At 68.5% G+C, this 17,285-nt stretch carries 12 protein-coding genes; 8 read left to right on the forward strand and 4 right to left on the reverse strand.

All coding sequences use genetic code 11. The features are described 5' to 3' along the window. The first annotated feature begins 181 nt into the window (after nt 1-181). The 7 genes from ABDJ85_RS10650 (at nt 182) to ABDJ85_RS10680 (ending at nt 8,910) form a co-directional block, all read left to right on the forward strand. Complete coding sequence (locus ABDJ85_RS10650) at nt 182-472, forward strand: co-chaperone GroES (RefSeq protein ID WP_347704733.1); 291 nt, start codon at nt 182-184, stop codon at nt 470-472. 111 nt (nt 473-583) lie between these two features. Further along, nucleotides 584-2,227 (forward strand): chaperonin GroEL, encoded by a 1,644-nt coding sequence (gene groL, locus ABDJ85_RS10655; RefSeq protein WP_347704734.1) that lies wholly within the window; start codon nt 584-586, stop codon nt 2,225-2,227. A gap of 219 nt (nt 2,228-2,446) precedes the next feature. Further along, nucleotides 2,447-4,423, forward strand: coding sequence for a DUF1631 family protein (locus tag ABDJ85_RS10660; RefSeq protein WP_347704735.1), 1,977 nt, complete (start codon nt 2,447-2,449; stop codon nt 4,421-4,423). A gap of 84 nt (nt 4,424-4,507) precedes the next feature. Next, nucleotides 4,508-5,035, forward strand: coding sequence for an RNA polymerase sigma factor (locus ABDJ85_RS10665; protein WP_347704736.1), 528 nt, complete (start codon nt 4,508-4,510; stop codon nt 5,033-5,035). Then, nucleotides 5,023-5,808 (forward strand): anti-sigma factor, encoded by a 786-nt coding sequence (locus ABDJ85_RS10670; RefSeq protein WP_347704737.1) that lies wholly within the window; start codon nt 5,023-5,025, stop codon nt 5,806-5,808. Before ABDJ85_RS10665 ends, ABDJ85_RS10670 begins: the two co-directional genes overlap by 13 nt. A gap of 3 nt (nt 5,809-5,811) precedes the next feature. After that, nucleotides 5,812-7,338, forward strand: a complete 1,527-nt coding sequence (locus ABDJ85_RS10675; RefSeq protein ID WP_347704738.1) for a S8 family serine peptidase — start codon at nt 5,812-5,814, stop codon at nt 7,336-7,338. Between the two features lie 123 nt (nt 7,339-7,461). After that, complete coding sequence (locus ABDJ85_RS10680) at nt 7,462-8,910, forward strand: DUF4382 domain-containing protein (protein WP_347704739.1); 1,449 nt, start codon at nt 7,462-7,464, stop codon at nt 8,908-8,910. Between the two features lie 25 nt (nt 8,911-8,935). On the opposite strand, the gene ABDJ85_RS10685 is transcribed toward ABDJ85_RS10680, so the two are convergent. From ABDJ85_RS10685 to ABDJ85_RS10700, 4 genes are all read right to left on the reverse strand, one after another. Then, nucleotides 8,936-12,052: a CHASE domain-containing protein gene (locus tag ABDJ85_RS10685; protein WP_347704740.1), complete on the reverse strand. Its 3,117-nt coding sequence runs from the start codon at nt 12,050-12,052 to the stop codon at nt 8,936-8,938. Further along, on the reverse strand, nt 12,049-14,304 hold the full coding sequence (locus ABDJ85_RS10690; protein ID WP_347704741.1) for a sensor histidine kinase: 2,256 nt from the start codon (nt 14,302-14,304) through the stop codon (nt 12,049-12,051). Before ABDJ85_RS10690 ends, ABDJ85_RS10685 begins: the two co-directional genes overlap by 4 nt. Before the next feature lie 24 nt (nt 14,305-14,328). Then, on the reverse strand, nt 14,329-15,123 hold the full coding sequence (locus ABDJ85_RS10695; protein WP_347704742.1) for a phosphate/phosphite/phosphonate ABC transporter substrate-binding protein: 795 nt from the start codon (nt 15,121-15,123) through the stop codon (nt 14,329-14,331). A 90-nt stretch (nt 15,124-15,213) separates the two neighbouring features. Continuing rightward, entirely contained in the window at nt 15,214-16,671 is a 1,458-nt protein-coding gene (locus ABDJ85_RS10700) for a methyl-accepting chemotaxis protein (protein WP_347704743.1), read from the reverse strand. 170 nt (nt 16,672-16,841) lie between these two features. On the opposite strand from ABDJ85_RS10700, the gene ABDJ85_RS10705 reads away from it, so the two are divergent. After that, complete coding sequence (locus ABDJ85_RS10705; RefSeq protein WP_347704744.1) at nt 16,842-17,207, forward strand: response regulator transcription factor; 366 nt, start codon at nt 16,842-16,844, stop codon at nt 17,205-17,207. Nucleotides 17,208-17,285: the final 78 nt, after the last annotated feature.

The following is a 17,285-nucleotide window of genomic DNA, read 5'->3' on the forward strand; positions in this document are numbered from 1 at the left end:
TGGGCGGATCGAACACGACGGCGTGAAGTGGCTTCTTGAAAGCCCGGGATCGATCCCTATAATGGTCTGCTAGCACTCATCACCATCGAGTGCTAACTATTCGGATGCCGCCCGTGGGGCGGCTTTGGATTCAGACGCCGCCACCTGGGCGGCTTCGTCAGACTAGACCTCAGGAGATTCCATGAAGCTGCGTCCCCTGCACGATCGCGTGATCGTCAAGCGCCTCGAGAACGAAACCAAGACTGCTCTGGGCATCATCATCCCTGACAACGCCGCCGAGAAGCCCGATCAGGGCGAAGTGCTGGCTGTGGGACCGGGCAAGCGCAACGACAAGGGTGAATTCGTCACCCTGAACGTCAAGGTCGGCGACCGGGTGCTGTTCGGCAAGTACAGCGGCCAGACCGTCAAGGTCGATGGCGAAGAACTGCTCGTGATGAAGGAAGACGACCTGTTTGCGGTCGTCGAAAAGTGATTGCCTGAGGCATCACTTTCGTCGCAGGCTAACTTGGCGCAGCCAAGTTAAGGGCCGCAGGCCCGGCCGTAGACGGAAAGACATTCCCCCTTTGAATTCGGAGAAACAAACATGGCAGCAAAAGACGTGATCTTCGGCGGCGACGCCCGCGCCCGCATGGTTGAAGGCGTGAACATCCTGGCCAATGCGGTCAAGGTGACCCTGGGCCCCAAGGGCCGCAATGTGGTGCTCGAGCGCTCCTTCGGCGCCCCCACCGTGACCAAGGACGGCGTGTCCGTGGCCAAGGAAATCGAGCTCAAGGACAAGCTCCAGAACATGGGCGCCCAAATGGTCAAGGAAGTCGCTTCCAAGACCAGCGACAACGCCGGTGACGGCACCACCACCGCCACCGTGCTGGCCCAGGCCATCGTGCGCGAAGGCATGAAGTACGTGGCCGCCGGCATGAACCCGATGGACCTGAAGCGCGGCATCGACAAGGCTGTGCAAGCCCTGGTTGCCGAGCTGAAGAAGGCCTCCAAGGCCACCACCACCTCCAAGGAAATCGCACAGGTTGGCACCATCTCGGCCAACAGCGATGCCGACGTCGGCCAGATCATTGCCGACGCGATGGACAAGGTCGGCAAGGAAGGCGTCATCACCGTCGAAGACGGCAAGAGCCTGAACAACGAGCTGGATGTCGTCGAAGGCATGCAGTTCGACCGCGGCTACCTGTCGCCCTACTTCATCAACAACCCCGAGAAGCAAGTCGCCCTGCTGGACAACCCCTTCGTCCTGCTGTTCGACAAGAAGATCTCGAACATCCGCGACCTGCTGCCCACGCTGGAAGCCGTGGCCAAGGCCGGCCGTCCGCTGCTGATCATTGCTGAAGAAGTCGACGGCGAAGCGCTGGCGACCCTGGTGGTCAACACCATCCGCGGCATCCTGAAGGTCGTCGCCGTCAAGGCGCCGGGCTTTGGCGACCGTCGCAAGGCCATGCTGGAAGACATCGCCATCCTGACGGGCGGCAAGGTCATCGCCGAAGAAGTCGGCCTCTCGCTCGAGAAGGTCACGCTGGCTGACCTCGGCCAGGCCAAGCGCGTCGAAGTGGGCAAGGAAAACACCACCATCATCGACGGTGCTGGCCAGGCTGCCGACATCGAAGCCCGCGTCAAGCAGATCCGCATCCAGATCGAGGAAGCCACCTCCGACTACGACCGCGAGAAGCTGCAAGAGCGCGTGGCCAAGCTGGCTGGCGGCGTTGCCGTCATCAAGGTTGGCGCTGCGACCGAAGTCGAGATGAAGGAAAAGAAGGCCCGCGTGGAAGACGCGCTGCACGCCACCCGTGCCGCCGTTGAAGAAGGCATCGTCGCCGGCGGCGGCGTGGCCCTGCTGCGTGCCAAGCAATCGGCTGGCGAGATCAAGGGCGACAACGCCGACCAGGACGCCGGCATCAAGCTGGTCCTGAAGGCCATCGAAGCCCCGCTGCGCGAGATCGTCTACAACGCCGGTGGCGAAGCCTCCGTCGTCGTCAACGCCGTGCTGGCCGGCAAGGGCAACTACGGCTTCAATGCCGCCAACGACACCTATGGCGACATGATCGAGATGGGCATCCTGGACCCGACCAAGGTGACCCGCACCGCGCTGCAAAACGCGGCCTCCGTGGCTTCGCTGATGCTGACCACCGAGTGCATGGTCGCTGAGGCCCCGAAGGACGAAGCGCCTGCTGGCGGCGGCATGCCCGGCGGCATGGGTGGCATGGGCGGCATGGACATGTAAGTCCACGCAGGCCTCACGCCTCGAAAGGGTCGCCTCGGCGACCCTTTTTCGTTGGTGGCGCCGGTGTCTGCATAGCGCCCCGCAGACGAAGCGGCAAGCTGGCGCGCCACAGGACCGGGTACACCGGCCGGCAATGCATCACGGTCGGCGCCGGATTGAGGGCAGAACACCCCTGTTCGGGCATTTCGGGCCGGAGCGCGATTCGATAATTTTGGGGATATGACCCAGCTTCGCGCTCAGGATCTCGTCAACGAGGCGCTCACCGAGGTGAGCGGCCTGTCGCGCGACCTGCTCAATCTCATCCAGGACGAACTCGACGCCAACGCCCAGCACTTTGGGCTGCGCGAGGCCTGGCGCCGCGTGCGGCCGCGCTTTGCGGCCGAGTTTGAGACCCGCCTGCTCGCGGCGCTGCAGGAGGCCCTGCATGGCGGCGACCCACTCCAGCGCACCAGCCCCACCTTGGGCGGCCTGAGCCTGGTGGATGAATCCCAGGCGCTGGAGGACGTGGCCGTGGCCCATGTCGTGCACGCCGCCGAGGACATTGCCAAGCCCGAGCTTTATCAAATCGGCAACTTCTTCGCCGCGCTCAAGGGCGGCGGCAAGGCGCGTGAGCGTGACAACCCGCTGCGCCCCGCCATCTATGCCCAGGCCCTGCACCAGGCCATCGCGGCCAGCGGTGTCAACGCCCAGGTCCACCATGACCTAATGCGCGCCGCCGCCACGCCCGTGGCACGGCGGCTGGCCAAGTTCTACGGCGGTGTCTGCGAACGCCTGCGCGCCGCCCAGCTGACCGACCTTGTCGCCGGCTTCGGCAGCGGTGCGCGTGACAGCTTTGCCCACCAGCGTCTGGCTGCCGCGCGCGGCGTGGGGGCCCTCAATTCCAGCCGTGGCACGCTCGACGGCCTCGCCCGCCGGGTGGACGCCGTCAACTCCCGCCCCGCGCCCTTTGATGCCCATGTCGGCGCCCAGGCGGCGCCGCTGGTGCGCAGCACGGGGCCCGACATGCTCAGCCGGCTCTACGACCAGATCCTGGCCGACCCCCGCCTGCTGCCGCCCCTCAAGGGCCTGCTCGCGCGGCTGCAGGTGGCCGTGGTGCGCATGGCGCGGGCCGACCCCAGCTTGCTGCGCCGCCACGATCACCCCACCTGGGACCTGCTCAACCGCGTGGCCGCGCACGGCATGACCTTTGACCGCGCGGACGACCCGGCGCTGCAGGCCTTCCTGCGCTTCATGGAAGCCGAGGCCAAGCTGCTGACCGATGCGCCGGTGCCAAGCGTCGGCCTGTTCGAGCTGGCGCTGCGCCGCGTCAACGCCGAGATCGAATCGCAGACCCACCAGGCCGAGCAGCGCCACGCCGAAGCCATCCAGGCCCTGGCACGCGGCGAGGAGCGCGCCGAGTGGACCGCCGTCGTGCGCGAGCAGATCCTGCAGCAAACCTCGCGCGCGCCGCTGTCCACCCGCTGCCGCCACTTTTTAGAGACTGCCTGGGTGGACGTCATCGTCCACGCCATGGCCGAGCACGGTCACGACTCGGCGGCCGCCCAGATGGCGATGGACGCCGTCGATGCGCTGCTGGAAAGCTTCAAGCCCCCGCGCGACGCCATCGCCCGCGCCGCGCTGCAGCAGCGCCTGCCCCGCCTCATCCACCAGTTGGAGGCCGGCTGCGACAGCATCCAGCTCGCCGCGCCGCGCCGCGACGCCTTCTTCCAGGACCTGATGGACATGCACGGCCGTGTGCTGCGCGGCTTGCCGGCCGTCGAGGTCGTGGCCAAGCCGCCGCCAACGCCGGAAGAGATCGTCCAGCAGCTGATGGAAGAGCGCGACTCGCGCCCGCCCACCCACTGGCTCACCACGCGCGTGGACCGGGGCGAGCTGCCCACGGTGCCCGTCGCGCTGTACAGCGGCGGGGACCGTGAGGCCGCCCGCAGCGCCATCGAAGCCTGGTTCGGCGGCGTGCACATCGGCCGCTGGTTCCATCTCTTCACGCAGGGCGAGTGGCACACCGTCCAGCTGGCCTGGATCAGCCCTAGCTCGCAAAGCTACTTCTTCGTCGGACGCGACCTGGACGAACGCCTGCCGCTGACCCGCAAGGCCCTGGAGGCCCTGCTGGCCAATGGGCTGATCACGGCCCTGGAAGAGGAGAGCGTGGTTCAGCGTGCTGTTGACACCCTGATGTCGGACCTGCCCGAGGCTTGACCACCTCGGGCCGGCGGGCGGTCACGATCCCATCCCCACACCGATGGAAGAAACTCGTGGGGGACGACGTTGTCGGGTCAACACATGGAATCACCGCCCGCCCCCACGGCCTTTGGCCCGGAGCTTGCCGCCTTGCTGCCACGCTTGCGGCGCTTCGGCCGGCTGCTGACCGGTCACGCCCAGGACGCCGACGACCTCGTTCAACTCGCCCTGGAGCGGGCCTGGCAGCACCAAGCGCGCTGGGAGCCGGGCACCAGGCTCGACAGTTGGGTGTTCAGGATCATGCAAAACGCGTGGATTGACGAAGTGCGTGCCCGCCAGCGCCAGTCCCGGGTGCTGGTGTCGGTGGACCACGAGACCCTGGCCGAAACCGGCGCCGGCCCCGACAGCCCCTCGCCGGCCGACGCCCTCGCCGTGCGCCAGGCCGTCAGCCGCTTGAGTGAGGACCACCGCGCCGCCGTAGCCCTGGTCCTGGTGGAGGGCCTGTCCTACAAGGAGGCTGCGGATGCGCTCGGCGTCCCCATCGGCACCCTGACGAGCCGTCTGGCACGGGCCCGGGAACAATTGCAGAACCTGCTCTCCCCCGAGGAGCCGCGCCCATGCCTGAGCTAAACACCGAAACCCTGATGGCCTTTGTCGACGGCGAGTTGTTGCCTGAGCAAGCGGCGGCCGTCGAGGCCGCCCTCGCTCACGACGCCGGGGCTCGTCAGCAGGTGGAACGCATGCAGACGCTCAACCGGCGGCTGCGTGCCGCGTTCTCGACCGAGCTCAGCGGCGCCGTGCCGGCCGGGCTGATGGCGTACGCGCATGGGCAGCACCTGAACACGAGCCAAGAACGGCACACACCCGCTGCCCAGGGCGCGCAACTCATCCGCTTCCCACGCGGCGCCTGGCCCCGCTGGATGGGCCTGGCCGCGAGCGTATTGCTGCTGCTGTGGGGCTGGCAGGCGTGGGGCCCTGGCGCCGCCACGGAAGACATCGCCTGGCGCAACGGCCCTGACGGGCGCCTGGTGGCCTCGGCCAGCCTGGAGCGCGCGCTTGAACAGCAACTGGCCCTGGAGACAGGCACCAGCCCGATCAAGGTGGCCTGGACCTTCAAGGACCGTGACGGCCGCTACTGCCGCAGCTTTGAAGCGCCTGGCGGTGCCGGCCTGGCCTGCCGGGATGCCGGGCACTGGCAACTGGTGGTGCTCACGCCCACCAACGCACCTACCAACACACCCACCACCACACCCGATAGCGCGCCCGCTGCCGAGGCCGGCCTGCGCCTGGCCAGCAGCGGCCTGCCCATCGCCGTGCTGGAAGCGGCTGAACGCCGCATGGCAGGCATGGCGCTCGATGCACGACAAGAGCGCGAGGCGCGCGATGCCGGCTGGCGTCGCTGAGCCATGACCCGCCTCTCGCTCCCGAACATGTACCGCTGGGCGCGGTTTGTCGCCCCCATCGCCCTGCTGGCGGGCAGCGCCTGGGCAGCACCGCATGGCGGTGCGCCCATGCCGCCCATGCTCCCGCCCCCGGCCATGCAGCGCCCGATGCCGCCGATGCCGTCCCAGCCACCGAGCGTCACGCCGACGCCCGCGCCCGGCAGGACGCCCACAGCCGGCCCATCCGACGCCACGCCCGCCGTCAAACCCGCGGGTGTACCCAGCCGTTCAGGTGGTGAGGGCGCAAGCCCTGATCAGTCGCCTGCAGAGCGGGCCACAACGCCCCCCACAGGCGCCAAGCCCGCGCGCGACACCGAAGGCAAGCCGGGTGGCAATCCATTCCCCGCGCCTGGGTCGCCTGCGCCCAATCTGCCATTCCATGGTGGTGAAGCACGCGCGCTGCGGGTGGAGCAATTGCTGCAGAGCTATCCGCAGTGGGTCCAGCGCGACCCGGTAGGCGCGCCCATGCTGCGTGACGAGCTCACTGTGTTGCTGCCCGGTGAGGTGGAGCCCCCCGTCGAGCTGCAAAGCCAGGGCTTTGACCTGATCCGTCAAAGCCAAGTGCTGGGGCAGCGCCTGCTGGTGCTCCGCACGCCCAGCGGCCTCAGTCTGAGCCAGGCCCTGGAGGCCTTGCGTCGCCTGCTACCCGGCGCCGATGTCGACTTCAATCACCTGCTGCTCGGAACGGGCCGCGCCGTCGCAGCGCCACCGGAGGGCGGCGCCAGCAACCGCGCGGCAGCGCCTGAGAGTGCCGCCCCCTTGCTTATCGGCCTGGTCGACGAAGCGCCGCGCGCCGTGCCGGAGCTGCAAGGTGTGCGCCTCGAAGGCAAGCACTGCGAGCGCCCTGCCCTGCAGAACACCGGGCACGGCACGGCCGTGGCTGCCGTGCTCGCGCGCAGCGCGCGGACGGCAGGCCGGCCCCTGGTGCTGCACGTCGCCGACTTCGGCTGCGGCCTGGGGGCGGTGGACACCCTGGCCGCGGCCCTGCAGAACTTCGCGGCCGCGCGGATCCCGGTGGTCAATGTCAGCGCGGCGGGCCCCTACAACCGGGTGATGGCGAGGCTGGTGGAGCTCTTCCTGGCACGCGGCCATGTGCTCGTCGCCGCCAGTGGCAATGAGGGACCGGCAGCCCCCCCGCTCTACCCCGCCGCGCTGCCCGGTGTCGTGGCCGTGACCGGTGTGGACGAGCGCGGGCGCGTGCTCGTGGAGGCCAGCCGCGGCCCTCACATCGTCTTCGCAGCACCCGGCATCGTCAGCGTGGACGGCGGCGACGGCCTGACCAAGGTCTGGCGCGGCACCTCGTTCGCAGCCCCTGTGGTGAGCGGCCTGCTCGCCGCGCGGCTGCCGCAGCCTGATCGCGAGGCGGCCCAGGCCGCCATCACCTCGCTCGTGCACCAGGCCGTGGATGCCGGAGCGCCGGGCCGGGACCCGGTGTATGGGTATGGCCTGCTGGGTCTCGGTGGCGCAGCGCCCGCCACGGCGTCGAACTGAATCGCAAGTCGATACAAATTGCCGACGTGGCAAGGACGAGCGCGGGCCCGAGCAACGTTGTGACGGGATGAGCCGGTGCTGCAGCACGCAGCACCCCCTTCGTCCACGCACCGGAGAGTTCGCATGACCCGTCCCCATCTCGTTGCTTCACTGACCTTGGCCAGTTGCCTGGCTGCCGCCTTGCTCGCGGCCTGCGGTGGCGGTGCCGACCCTGGCGCCAGCACCGGGGCCAGCACCAGCAACGCGCCACCAACGGCCAGCGCCGCCAGCTACCGCCTGCAGACCTACATCACCGACGACCTGACCACCGACTACGCCAAGGTCTGGGTCAGCATCGAGAGCATCACCGCCCTGAACAGCGCCGGCACCAGCGTCACGCTCTTTGATGCAGGCAGCAGCCCGGTCGCCGTGAACCTGGCCTCGCTGGCCAACGTCGGCCAGTTCCTGTCCAGCCTCAGTCTGCCGGCCGAGCTGTACACCGAGATCCGCGTCACGCTGAGCAACAGTGTCCAGTTGGTCTCGACCGACGGGCTCACCACCATCAACGCCAAGTTCAGCAGCACCGGCAGCAGCTTTGTCTGGCGCATCCGCGACCTGGCCCTCAACCCCGCCACCACCGGCCAGTTGGTGCTCGACTTCGACCTGAAGAAGTTCAGCTACAACGCCAGCACCGGCCTGGTGACACCGGCCATCCTGGCGCGCAACCCCAAGGATGCCTTCGGCCAATGGGTGCACCAGCAAGCCCATGTGCATGGCACCGTCACGGCGGTGAACGTCGCCGGTGGCAGCTTCACCGTCTCGGACAGCCGCCTCGGCGGCACGGTGGTGGTCACACTGAGTAGCGATGCCGTCATCACCAGCGAAGCCACCCACAGCGTCCTGACCCTGGCCACCCTGGCCGTGGGCAGCCGTGTCGAGGTGAAGGGCAGCGTCACGCCGGGCGCCACCACGGCAGACCCCTCGACAGTGACAAGCTCGGTCGTCCACGTCCTGCCCGAACCCAGCAGCAATGCTGAGGGCACCGCCCCGCGCCTCAGCGGCGAAGGCACCGTGCTGGCCCTTGATGGCCAGCGCGTGACGGTCTCGCTGCAGGACGCCAACTTCTTGCCTGGCGGCAACAGCGTGGTGCTCGACCTCAGCCATGCGCAGTTCGCCCACGGCCAGTTGAGCGATCTGGCGGTCGGGGTGGCCGTGCACTTTGCAGGCACAGCCGCAGGGACAGGCAGCAATGCCGTCGTGGCCGTGAAGGTGATCGACCTGGACGGCGCGCCGAGCGACCGTGCCCGCCATCAGCGCCCGGACCAAGCCTTCAATGCCGGCGTGTCGGGTGCGGTGACGGCGCTGCGCAGCCTCACCGACTTCACCCTCAACGTGACCCGCGCCAGCCCCACCGTGCCCGTCGGCAGCTATACGGTGGACGCCACCCAGGCGCACTACCGGCGCGGCAACGGCAGTTGCCTGGCGGTGGGAGCCCAGGTGCGCGTGCGCGGCACGGTCAGTGGCAGCGTGTTGACGGCGATGGAGCTGGAGGTGGAAGGCTGCGCCGGCCAGAAGTCGTCCGGCCCGGGTTGAGCTAAGGGCCCCGGCCGGGACCAGATCAGGGCTCGTGCTCGGGCAGCACCACGCTCACCGTGGTGCCCGCGCCGTGCACGCTCTGCAGCCTGAGCTGCCCGCCATGCAGCTCGATGATTTCCTTGACGATGCTCATGCCCAGGCCGGTCCCCGCGATCGCGCCTGAGGTGTCGGCCCGATAAAAGCGCTCACTGACGCGGGCGAGTTGCTCGGGGGTCAAGCCAATGCCGTGGTCGATGACGTTGAGCCGCCAGTTGCCGTCGTCACGCGCCAAATGCAGTTGCACCGCGCCGCCGCCGGGCGAGTACTTGTAGGCGTTGGAGATCAAGTTGCGCAGCGCCTGCTGCAGCTTGCTGCGGTCCACGCGCACCTGGGCGGGCTCCTCGGGCAGCAGCAGCTCGGGGGGTTCGCGGCCCGCAGGCGGCGGGAAGTCTTGCGCTGCCTCCCGCACCAGCTCGCGCAGGTCGCACACCGCCAGCACAAAGTCCTTGCCGCGCCTTGACTCGATGCGCTGCAGGTCCAGCAGCTCGTTGAGGATGGACATCATGGCGCGCGCCTGGCGCAGGATGCGGGCCAGATAGCCCTGGCGGCGCTCCTCGGTGAACTCGCGCGTGGCCAGCAGCTCGCTGAAGCCCAGGATGCTGGCCATCGGCGTGCGCAGCTCATGCGCGGCGGTGGACAGGAACTCGCTCTTGATCTGCTCCACCTCGACCTGGTGCGTGATGTCGTGGATCAGCAGCAGGCTGCGCACCGGGCCGGCTTCCGGAGCGGTGTGCAGGCGCAAGCCCAGCGTGCGGCGCTGGCCCTGGGCGGGCTCGTAGCTCAAGGTGCCCGCCGCCAGCTCAGGCAGCCAGTGGGCAGCCAGGTCGGGCGTGAACTTGCCGCGCTCCGCCAGCCGCATCAGCAGTGCCTCCAGGTCCAGGCGCGTCGCCGCCTCCGCGCCCAGGCCGGTCAGGCGCTCGAAGGCCGGGCTCACAAACTGCACATGCCCGGTGTCGTCTATCGACACATAGGCGTCCGGCGTGATCGCGAACACCGCCGCCATCTGCGCGTTGCGCAGCGACAAATCGGCCTCGGCGGACTTCAGATCATGGATGTCCTGCAGCGAGCCCGCCATGCGCCGGTGCAGGCCGGCCGCGTCACGAAACACCTTGGCCCGCGAGCGGAACCAGCGGTAGTCACCGGCGCGTGTGCACAGCCTGAACTCCACGTCATACGGCGCGTCGTCCCGCAGCGCCGCCGCCAGCGCGGCCTGGGTGCGGGCCCGGTCTCCGGGGTGCTGCATGGCATCGAACTCGGCGATGCTGGCCTCGATGGCGTCCGGCTCATGGCCCAGCAGGCGATAGAACTGCGGCGACCACCACATGGCCTGGCTGTGGGTGTCGAGCCAGTCCCACAGGCCATCGGTCCCGCCCTCCAGCGCGAGGCTGAAGCGCTCGTGCTTGCCCTGCAGCTCGGCGCGCAGCAGGTGCTCGTCGGTCACGTCGGTGCGGATCGAGACATAGCGGTCCACGCGACCGCCGCTGTCGAAGAAGGGCACGACCGTCGTCTTGACCCAGTAGTAGCTGCCGTCCTTGCGGCGGTTGCAGACCTCGCCGTGCCAGGGTTGGCCCGCGCAGATGGTGTCCCAGAATCCATGCCAGAACTCGGGCGGATGCAGGCCCGAGTTGACGATGCGGTGGTTCTGGCCGATCAGCTCCTCGCGCCGGTAGCCGCTGATCTGCTCGAAGGCGAGATTGGCCTCGATGATGCGCCCCTCGACATCGGTCACCGAGACGATGCAGTGTTCGTTCAGGCTGGTGATCAGGCGCTCTCGCTCCTGCTGCGTGGCCTGCACCTTGGCAGTGGCCTCCAGCAGGTCCACCGTCATGCGCTCGGCCAGCTTCTGAGCGCGGACCTGGCTGGTGGCCATCAGCCACAGCATCACCGCCAGAAAGCCGCTGATCACGCTGCCCAGCAAGCCCAGGCGGATCGGCTGCCAGCCCAGCGCCACCGACTTGGCAAAGGCCTCGGTGGACCAGAAGTAGTAGTCGAACTGCCGGCCGGCAAACGCCACGCGCTGCACCTGGCGATAGGCCCGGGCAGTGCCGCTGGCGCCATGCTGATAGGTGGCCAGCGTGGGTGCCGAATCGCCATTGGCCTGGCGCAGCGAAACGGGCTGGCCCGCCGCCGTCACGTCCAGCACGTCAAAGTCCAGCTCACCCGATCGCATGCTGTCCAGGCCATCGAACATGCGCCTGAGCAGCAGCGGCGCATAGACCAGCCCAGCCGTCGCATTGCGGCGGTGCTCGGCGGTGTCGAGCATGGCGTCGGCATCGTGCACCGGCAGCATCAGCAACATCCCCGAGCGCGCCTCGCCCCCCTGCACCAGCGGGACCACGCCCGAGAGTCGCGCCTCGCCGCTCTCGATAGCCGCCTCGATGGCCTCGCGCCGCGCGGCCTCGAAGCCCAGGTTCAGGCCCCAGGCCGGGCGGTTGGCCGACATGGGCTCGATGTACTTGATGACGTACAGCCACTCACCGGCCTCACCGGGCGCATGCAGCGTGAAGTCAGGCGCGTCGTCGGCGCGCTCGCGCGCCAGAAACGCGTCCAGCGCGCCACGCCGCACCGGCTCGATGAAGCCAAAGCCCAGCGCCGCCGGGAAGCGGTTGCTGATGTCTGAGGCACTGACGTAGCGCACAAACTCCAGCCGCTTGAATTGCGCATTGGCGGCGTACAGCGCCCGCAGGCCCAACAGCGCCGAGAGCGGCCGCTCCATGCGGTCGCGCAGCTCGGTCTTGGCGCGCGCCACCTCGTTGTCAAAGTGCGCTTGGGCCAGCGCCTGTTGGCTGGCCTCCATGCGCGCCACCAGCACCACGGTCAGCGCCAGCCCGCCCAGCAGCGCCATCACCGGCGCGCGCGCGCTGCGTGCCCCTTCTGCGGCCGTCAGGCCCATGGTCTCGTGCATGCCATGGCGCAGGCGCCAGATGAGCCACAGCACTGGCGGCAGCACCAACACGGCCAGGTCCCGCCAGACATCCCAGTACCAATCTGGCTCAGGCACCAGGTGCAACAGGCTATAGGCCACCAGCCCATAGGTCCCGATGCCGAACACGGGCAGCAGACCGGCGCGAACCCAGCGGCTGCCGGTCCGGCGGTTCATGGCAGCGCGTGCTCCGCCGTGCCTGACCGCAGCGCTACCGGGAACTCCAGCGTCACCGTCGTGCCCTGGCCCAGTTCACTGCTCAGGTGCATGCGCCCGCCGAGCAGCTGGACGATCTCCTTCACCAGTGCCATGCCTAAGCCCGTGCCGGGGATCTTGCCGGACTTGTCGGCGCGAAAGAAGCGCTCGGTCACGCGCTCCAGGTCGTCGGCCGACATGCCGATGCCTTCATCACGCACCTCGATGCGCGCCCAACCCTCACCAGTGGCGCTGACGCGCATGCCCACGGCACCGCCACCGGGCGAGTACTTGTAGGCGTTGGAGACCACATTGCGCAGCGCCTGACGCAACTTGCCCGCATCGACGCGCAACTGCACCCCCGGGGCCTGCAGCAGCAGCTCGACGGGGGTCCGGCCCTCCGGCGGCTGGAAGTCCTCGGCCGTCTCGCGGGCCAGGTCTTCCAGGGCTACCACGGTGAAGACAAAGTCCTGCGCGCTGCGGGCCTCGATACGGGCCAGGTCGAGCAGCTCGTCCAGGATGTCCATCATGGCGCGGCTCTGGCGGTAGATGCGCCCCAGCAGCTCGCGCTGGCGCTCGGGCGCCAGGGTGCGCGTGGTCAGCAGCTCGGTGAAGCCGTAGATGCTGGTCATGGGCGTGCGCAGCTCGTGCGCGGCCGTGGTCAGGAACTCGCTCTTGAGCCGGTCCACCTCGAACTGCTGTGACACATCGCGGATGTGCAGCACCTGCGACACCTCGCGCCCACCGCCCGCATGCATGGCCAGGGCCAGGATGCGCTGCATGGGCCGGTCCATGTGCAGGATGAGCGCGTCCTCATGCAGCTGCGCCAGCGACACGGTCTTTTGCGTGCTGGCATTGACCTGGCGCTGGGTCAGCAAACGCTCCAGGCCGGCTTCGTCCTGATGCAGGATGTCGCGCGAGTCCAGCCCGGTCAGCAAGGGCACCGAGGGACTGACGAACTGCACGCGGCGCTCGGCATCGAAGGAGATGAAGCCATCGGGGCTGAGCGTGAAGATGGCGCCGAGCTGGTCGGTCTGGCGCTGCAGGCGCGACACCAGGTCGGCCACCTGGCGCGACAGGCGCTCGATCACCGAGTGCTCGGCGCTGACGGCCACACTGGTCGAGGGGCCGAGCAAATCGCTCATGGCCCGGATGGCCGTGGCCCGCGCATCCAGCTCGGCACGCAGCTGGTCTTCCAGCTGCTGCTGCTGGCTGATGTCGCGCAGCACCAGCACCCAGCCGGCGGCGCGGTCGCCCTCGGCGCTGACGAGGGTGAGGCTGGCCTCCAGCGTGCAGGCGGGCGGCCCGTCCAGGTGGATGCGGCGGTTGCGCCAGGTCTCGCGCGGCTCGCCGGCAAAACCCAGGGCTGGCAGCACCTCGGCCAGGCGCAGGCCCAGCAGGCTGCTGCTGGGCCGGTGCAGCAGCTCACCCATCACCGGGTTGGCCAGCACGATGGCACCCTCGCCATTCAGCGTGGCCACGCCTTCGGCAATGGCGGTCAGCGTCACGGCCGCCTGGGCGCGCTCGGCCTGCAGCGAGGCCGCCACCTTGTTGATCACGGCAAAGGTGCGCTGGAACTCCAGCGGCACGGCGTCGGCCTCCACGCGTTCCATCGCCGGGCCGGTACCCGCCAAGGCATCACCCATGGCCGAGACACGGTCCAGCTCTCCGAGCCAGCTCTTGAGCGGCCACCACACCACCGTCGCCCCCAGCACCAGACCCACCAGGCCCATCAGCAGCGCGACGGCCACGATGGACCAGACCTCGGCCGCCACGCGCTCGCTGCGCATGGTGAGTCGGGTGATGCCGTAGTCCCGCCCACCGGCGCGGACGAAGTCGTTGATGGGGGGCAGCAGGTCGTTGAACTGGCGCGTGACCCAGGCCGGCGGCTGGTGCTCGGACGGTTCCTGCCGCACCACCTCGACGCGCGAACCCTTGATGTCGATGAAGGCGGCCTTCTCGAACAAGGGGTGTTCGACACAGCGCGCCAACACACGCTTGATGGTGTCGTAGTCGCCGATGACGGCCGACTCGGTCAGCGTCGGCATGATCAGCGCCGAGATAGCGGCGGCGCCTTGCTCGGCGTCCTCCACCGCAGCCTGGGCCTTGTAGGTGATGAAGGCCGCCAGACCCGCGCTGATCAGCAGCGTCAGGGTCAGCACATACAGCACCGCCACGCGGCGCAGCAGCGACTTGGGTAGCAGCGCCGTCAGCGCCCGGATCAACAACTGCATCTGAGCGGCCCTGGCGTCCGGCGCTTACCGCAGCTGCGGCGGTGCACTCTGGAAGAAGCGCCGGTAGGACGCGTAGTCGCCAGCGTCCGCTGGCACGAAGACGACGTCTGCAGCCAGGCCGATGACCTTGCCACTGCTCGCCAGCACCTCGCGGCCCACCGGGTCCTTGGCCATGTCCACGAAGGCCTTGGCCACGGCCTGGGCCTCCTTCTCGGGCACGCGGGACGACACCATCAACGCCAGGTCATGGAAGCCTTCCGAGCTCCACAGCACCTTGAAACGCTTGCCCTCGCGCTTGGCATAGCCCTCCACCAGCTGCGAGTTGGCGCCCACGGCCGCCACCTTGCCACTGAAGAGCTGTGCAAAGGCGCCGTCCATATTGCCGCCAAACACCACCTTCACGTCCACCTTGCGGCGCAGGATCTCGGCATAGGTCGTCTTGTAGGCAATGAAGGCCTCAGGGCCGGGGAAGCCCACGTCCAGCCCCTTGAGCTGGGCGAGGTCATTGATCGGCGAATCGGCCGGCACGACGATCTGGCCATGCAGCGGCGGCGTGTTGCGGCGGGCCAGCACCTTCCAGCCGAGAGGGTCACGCTCGGGGCTGAACAAATGGTTGGTGAACGCGAAGTCCACCTCCTGCGCCAGCACATAGGCCGTGGTGTCCGCCGAGGTCCGCCCGATCTTGAGCGAGAGCTTGACGCCCGACTTCTGCGACACATAGCCCACGATGGGGTTCCAGTAAGCCGCCACGGTGGCAATGCTCGACTGGTTGACCGGCGAGAAGTGGTACTCGGGCTCGGCGCGCAGCGACGGCGCCATCAGCAGCCAACCAAGACACAGGCTCGCCGCCCGGGCCCAATTCAGTGAACGCCATCCAACCATGCTCACCCTCCCCTGGCTGAACCCAGCCTAGAAAAACTCCACATTCGCCTGGGCCGCCTGGCCTCCCGCGTCCTGGCCACTGCCGGGCTGGCGATCCGCCCGCGCTTCCGACTCGCGCGCATGCGAAGCCTGGGCCGCTGCCTTGAGGTCCAGCACGGCTTGGTCGTCGCCCAGCCGGAAAGCGCTCAGCACCTCGGCCAGCTTGGCCGCCTGGGCCAGCAGCTCGAAAGCGATGTCACCGCTGCGCTCGGCCGTGCGCACGTTCATGCGCGTGACCGAGTCCAGCTCGCGCACCGAGCTGGTCACCACGTCGATGCCCTGCGCGTGCTCAGACGAGTCCGCCGTCAGCGACTCGAACACCGCGCCCACCCGCTGCACCGACTGCACCAGCCGCTCCATCGCGCCGCCGGCCTGGCTGGCCAGGCTGCTGCCACGCTCAACGCTTTCCAGGGATGTGTTGATCAGGGTCTTGATCTCGCGGGCCGCCTCGCTGGAGCGCTGGGCCAGCAGGCGCACCTCGCCCGCCACCACCGCAAAGCCACGGCCCGCCTCGCCGGCCCGAGCGGCCTCGACCGCCGCGTTCAGCGCCAGGATGTTGGTCTGGAAGGCAATGCCATCGATCACGCCAATGATGTCGGTGATGCGCTTCGACGAGCTGCTGATCTCGTTCATCGCCTCCACCACCTTGACCACCACCTGCCCGCCCTCCGTCGCCATGCCCGACGCCGCCTGCGACAGCTCGCGCGCCTCGCGCGAGGCCCGCACGCTGTCCTGCACGATGACGTTGATCTGCTCCAGGCTCATGGCCGCATCGCGCAGGCCATTGGCCGTGTTGTTGGTGCGGCTCATCAGCTCCGAGCTGCTGGACGACATCTCCTCCGCCGCCGCGTGCACGCTGAAGATCACGTCACGCACCTGGCGCAGCGCCGTGGCCATGCGGCCCTGGGCGTCCTTCAGGCGACTGGCGGCGCTGGATTTGGCGCGCACCACGTCCAGGTTCAGACGCACCGGGCCTAATTGGCCCATGGCATTGACCAGGAACTCCATCTCAAAGCGTGCATCCGCTTCCGCCGCCATGCGGCGGCTGGCCACCACCGTGGCCACGCACAGCGCTGCCAGGAAGCCGAGCGTCGCCGCCGAGGCCCGCCATTCAAAGCTGCCCGGTGCCGCCACATAGGCGCCCACCAGCAGCGCCGTGGCCAGCAGCTGCACCCGCCAGTCGCGGTAGATCTGCAGAACCGCCAAGGTGACGAAGAGGTTGGGCACCAGCATCGCCGCACTGCCCAGCTGGAACTGCAGCGCCACCATGCCAGTGAGGCTGAGCACATGCAGGTAGCGCGAAACCAGCGGCGAGACGCGCACTAGGCGCGCGAGCGCGGTAGGCGCGAGCACGGCCGCGCCGCACCCGAGCGCAAACAGCCAACGCCCACCCTCCAGCCCCAGCCAGAGTGCGAGCAGCGCATTCGCCAGGATCAGCAAAAGCATGAAGCGATCCACGCCCCGCGTACGCGAAGTTGGGATGGGCGAGTCGTACATCGAGGCGTCCTGAACAATCCCTGCATTGATTCACGAATCGATGCGATTGCGCACCGGCGGCGCACCTGGGCGCGGACCGATTTTGGGCATACTGGCCTGGAAAGAGAAAGGCGCTCACGGTGAAAAAGGTACTCATCGTCGAAGATCAGGACGACATCCGTGAACTCATTCGCGTGACGCTGGAGTTTGAGAACTTCGAGCTCGGTGAAGCCGCCAATGGCGAAAGCGCCTTGGCACAAGCAAAGGCCCAACGGCCCGACCTGATCCTGCTCGACGTGATGATGCCGGGCGGCATGGACGGCATCGAGGTCTGCCGCCGCGTGCGCGGCGACAGTGGCCTGCGCAAGGCCAAGATCGTGATGCTCAGCGCCAAGGGCCAGCAGGCCGACCGCGCCGCCGGCTACTCAGCCGGGGCGGACGACTACCTGACCAAACCCTTCAGCCCGCTGGAATTGCTCCAGGTCGTCAACAAGATGATTGGCTGACGCGGCGTTGGGGTCGGGGCGAGTGGGTCGCCCCTTTTGCCGTTTTTCGCTGGTGCAGATTGATGGTGAGACCCATGC

Source organism: Roseateles paludis, from assembly GCF_039872745.1.
GTDB classification, from domain to species: domain Bacteria; phylum Pseudomonadota; class Gammaproteobacteria; order Burkholderiales; family Burkholderiaceae_C; genus Pelomonas; species Pelomonas paludis.

Excerpts from the sequence above, each read along its gene's own strand:
- ABDJ85_RS10650 (WP_347704733.1), top strand. The coding sequence starts at position 182 with ATGAAGCTGCGTCCCCTGCACGATCGCGTGATCGTCAAGCGCCTCGAG.
- groL (WP_347704734.1), top strand. The coding sequence starts at position 584 with ATGGCAGCAAAAGACGTGATCTTCGGCGGCGACGCCCGCGCCCGCATG.
- ABDJ85_RS10660 (WP_347704735.1), top strand. The coding sequence starts at position 2,447 with ATGACCCAGCTTCGCGCTCAGGATCTCGTCAACGAGGCGCTCACCGAG.
- ABDJ85_RS10665 (WP_347704736.1), top strand. The coding sequence starts at position 4,508 with ATGGAATCACCGCCCGCCCCCACGGCCTTTGGCCCGGAGCTTGCCGCC.
- ABDJ85_RS10670 (WP_347704737.1), top strand. The coding sequence starts at position 5,023 with ATGCCTGAGCTAAACACCGAAACCCTGATGGCCTTTGTCGACGGCGAG.
- ABDJ85_RS10675 (WP_347704738.1), top strand. The coding sequence starts at position 5,812 with ATGACCCGCCTCTCGCTCCCGAACATGTACCGCTGGGCGCGGTTTGTC.
- ABDJ85_RS10680 (WP_347704739.1), top strand. The coding sequence starts at position 7,462 with ATGACCCGTCCCCATCTCGTTGCTTCACTGACCTTGGCCAGTTGCCTG.
- ABDJ85_RS10685 (WP_347704740.1), bottom strand. The coding sequence starts at position 12,052 with ATGAACCGCCGGACCGGCAGCCGCTGGGTTCGCGCCGGTCTGCTGCCC.
- ABDJ85_RS10690 (WP_347704741.1), bottom strand. The coding sequence starts at position 14,304 with ATGCAGTTGTTGATCCGGGCGCTGACGGCGCTGCTACCCAAGTCGCTG.
- ABDJ85_RS10695 (WP_347704742.1), bottom strand. The coding sequence starts at position 15,123 with ATGGCGCCGTCGCTGCGCGCCGAGCCCGAGTACCACTTCTCGCCGGTC.
- ABDJ85_RS10700 (WP_347704743.1), bottom strand. The coding sequence starts at position 16,671 with ATGCTTTTGCTGATCCTGGCGAATGCGCTGCTCGCACTCTGGCTGGGG.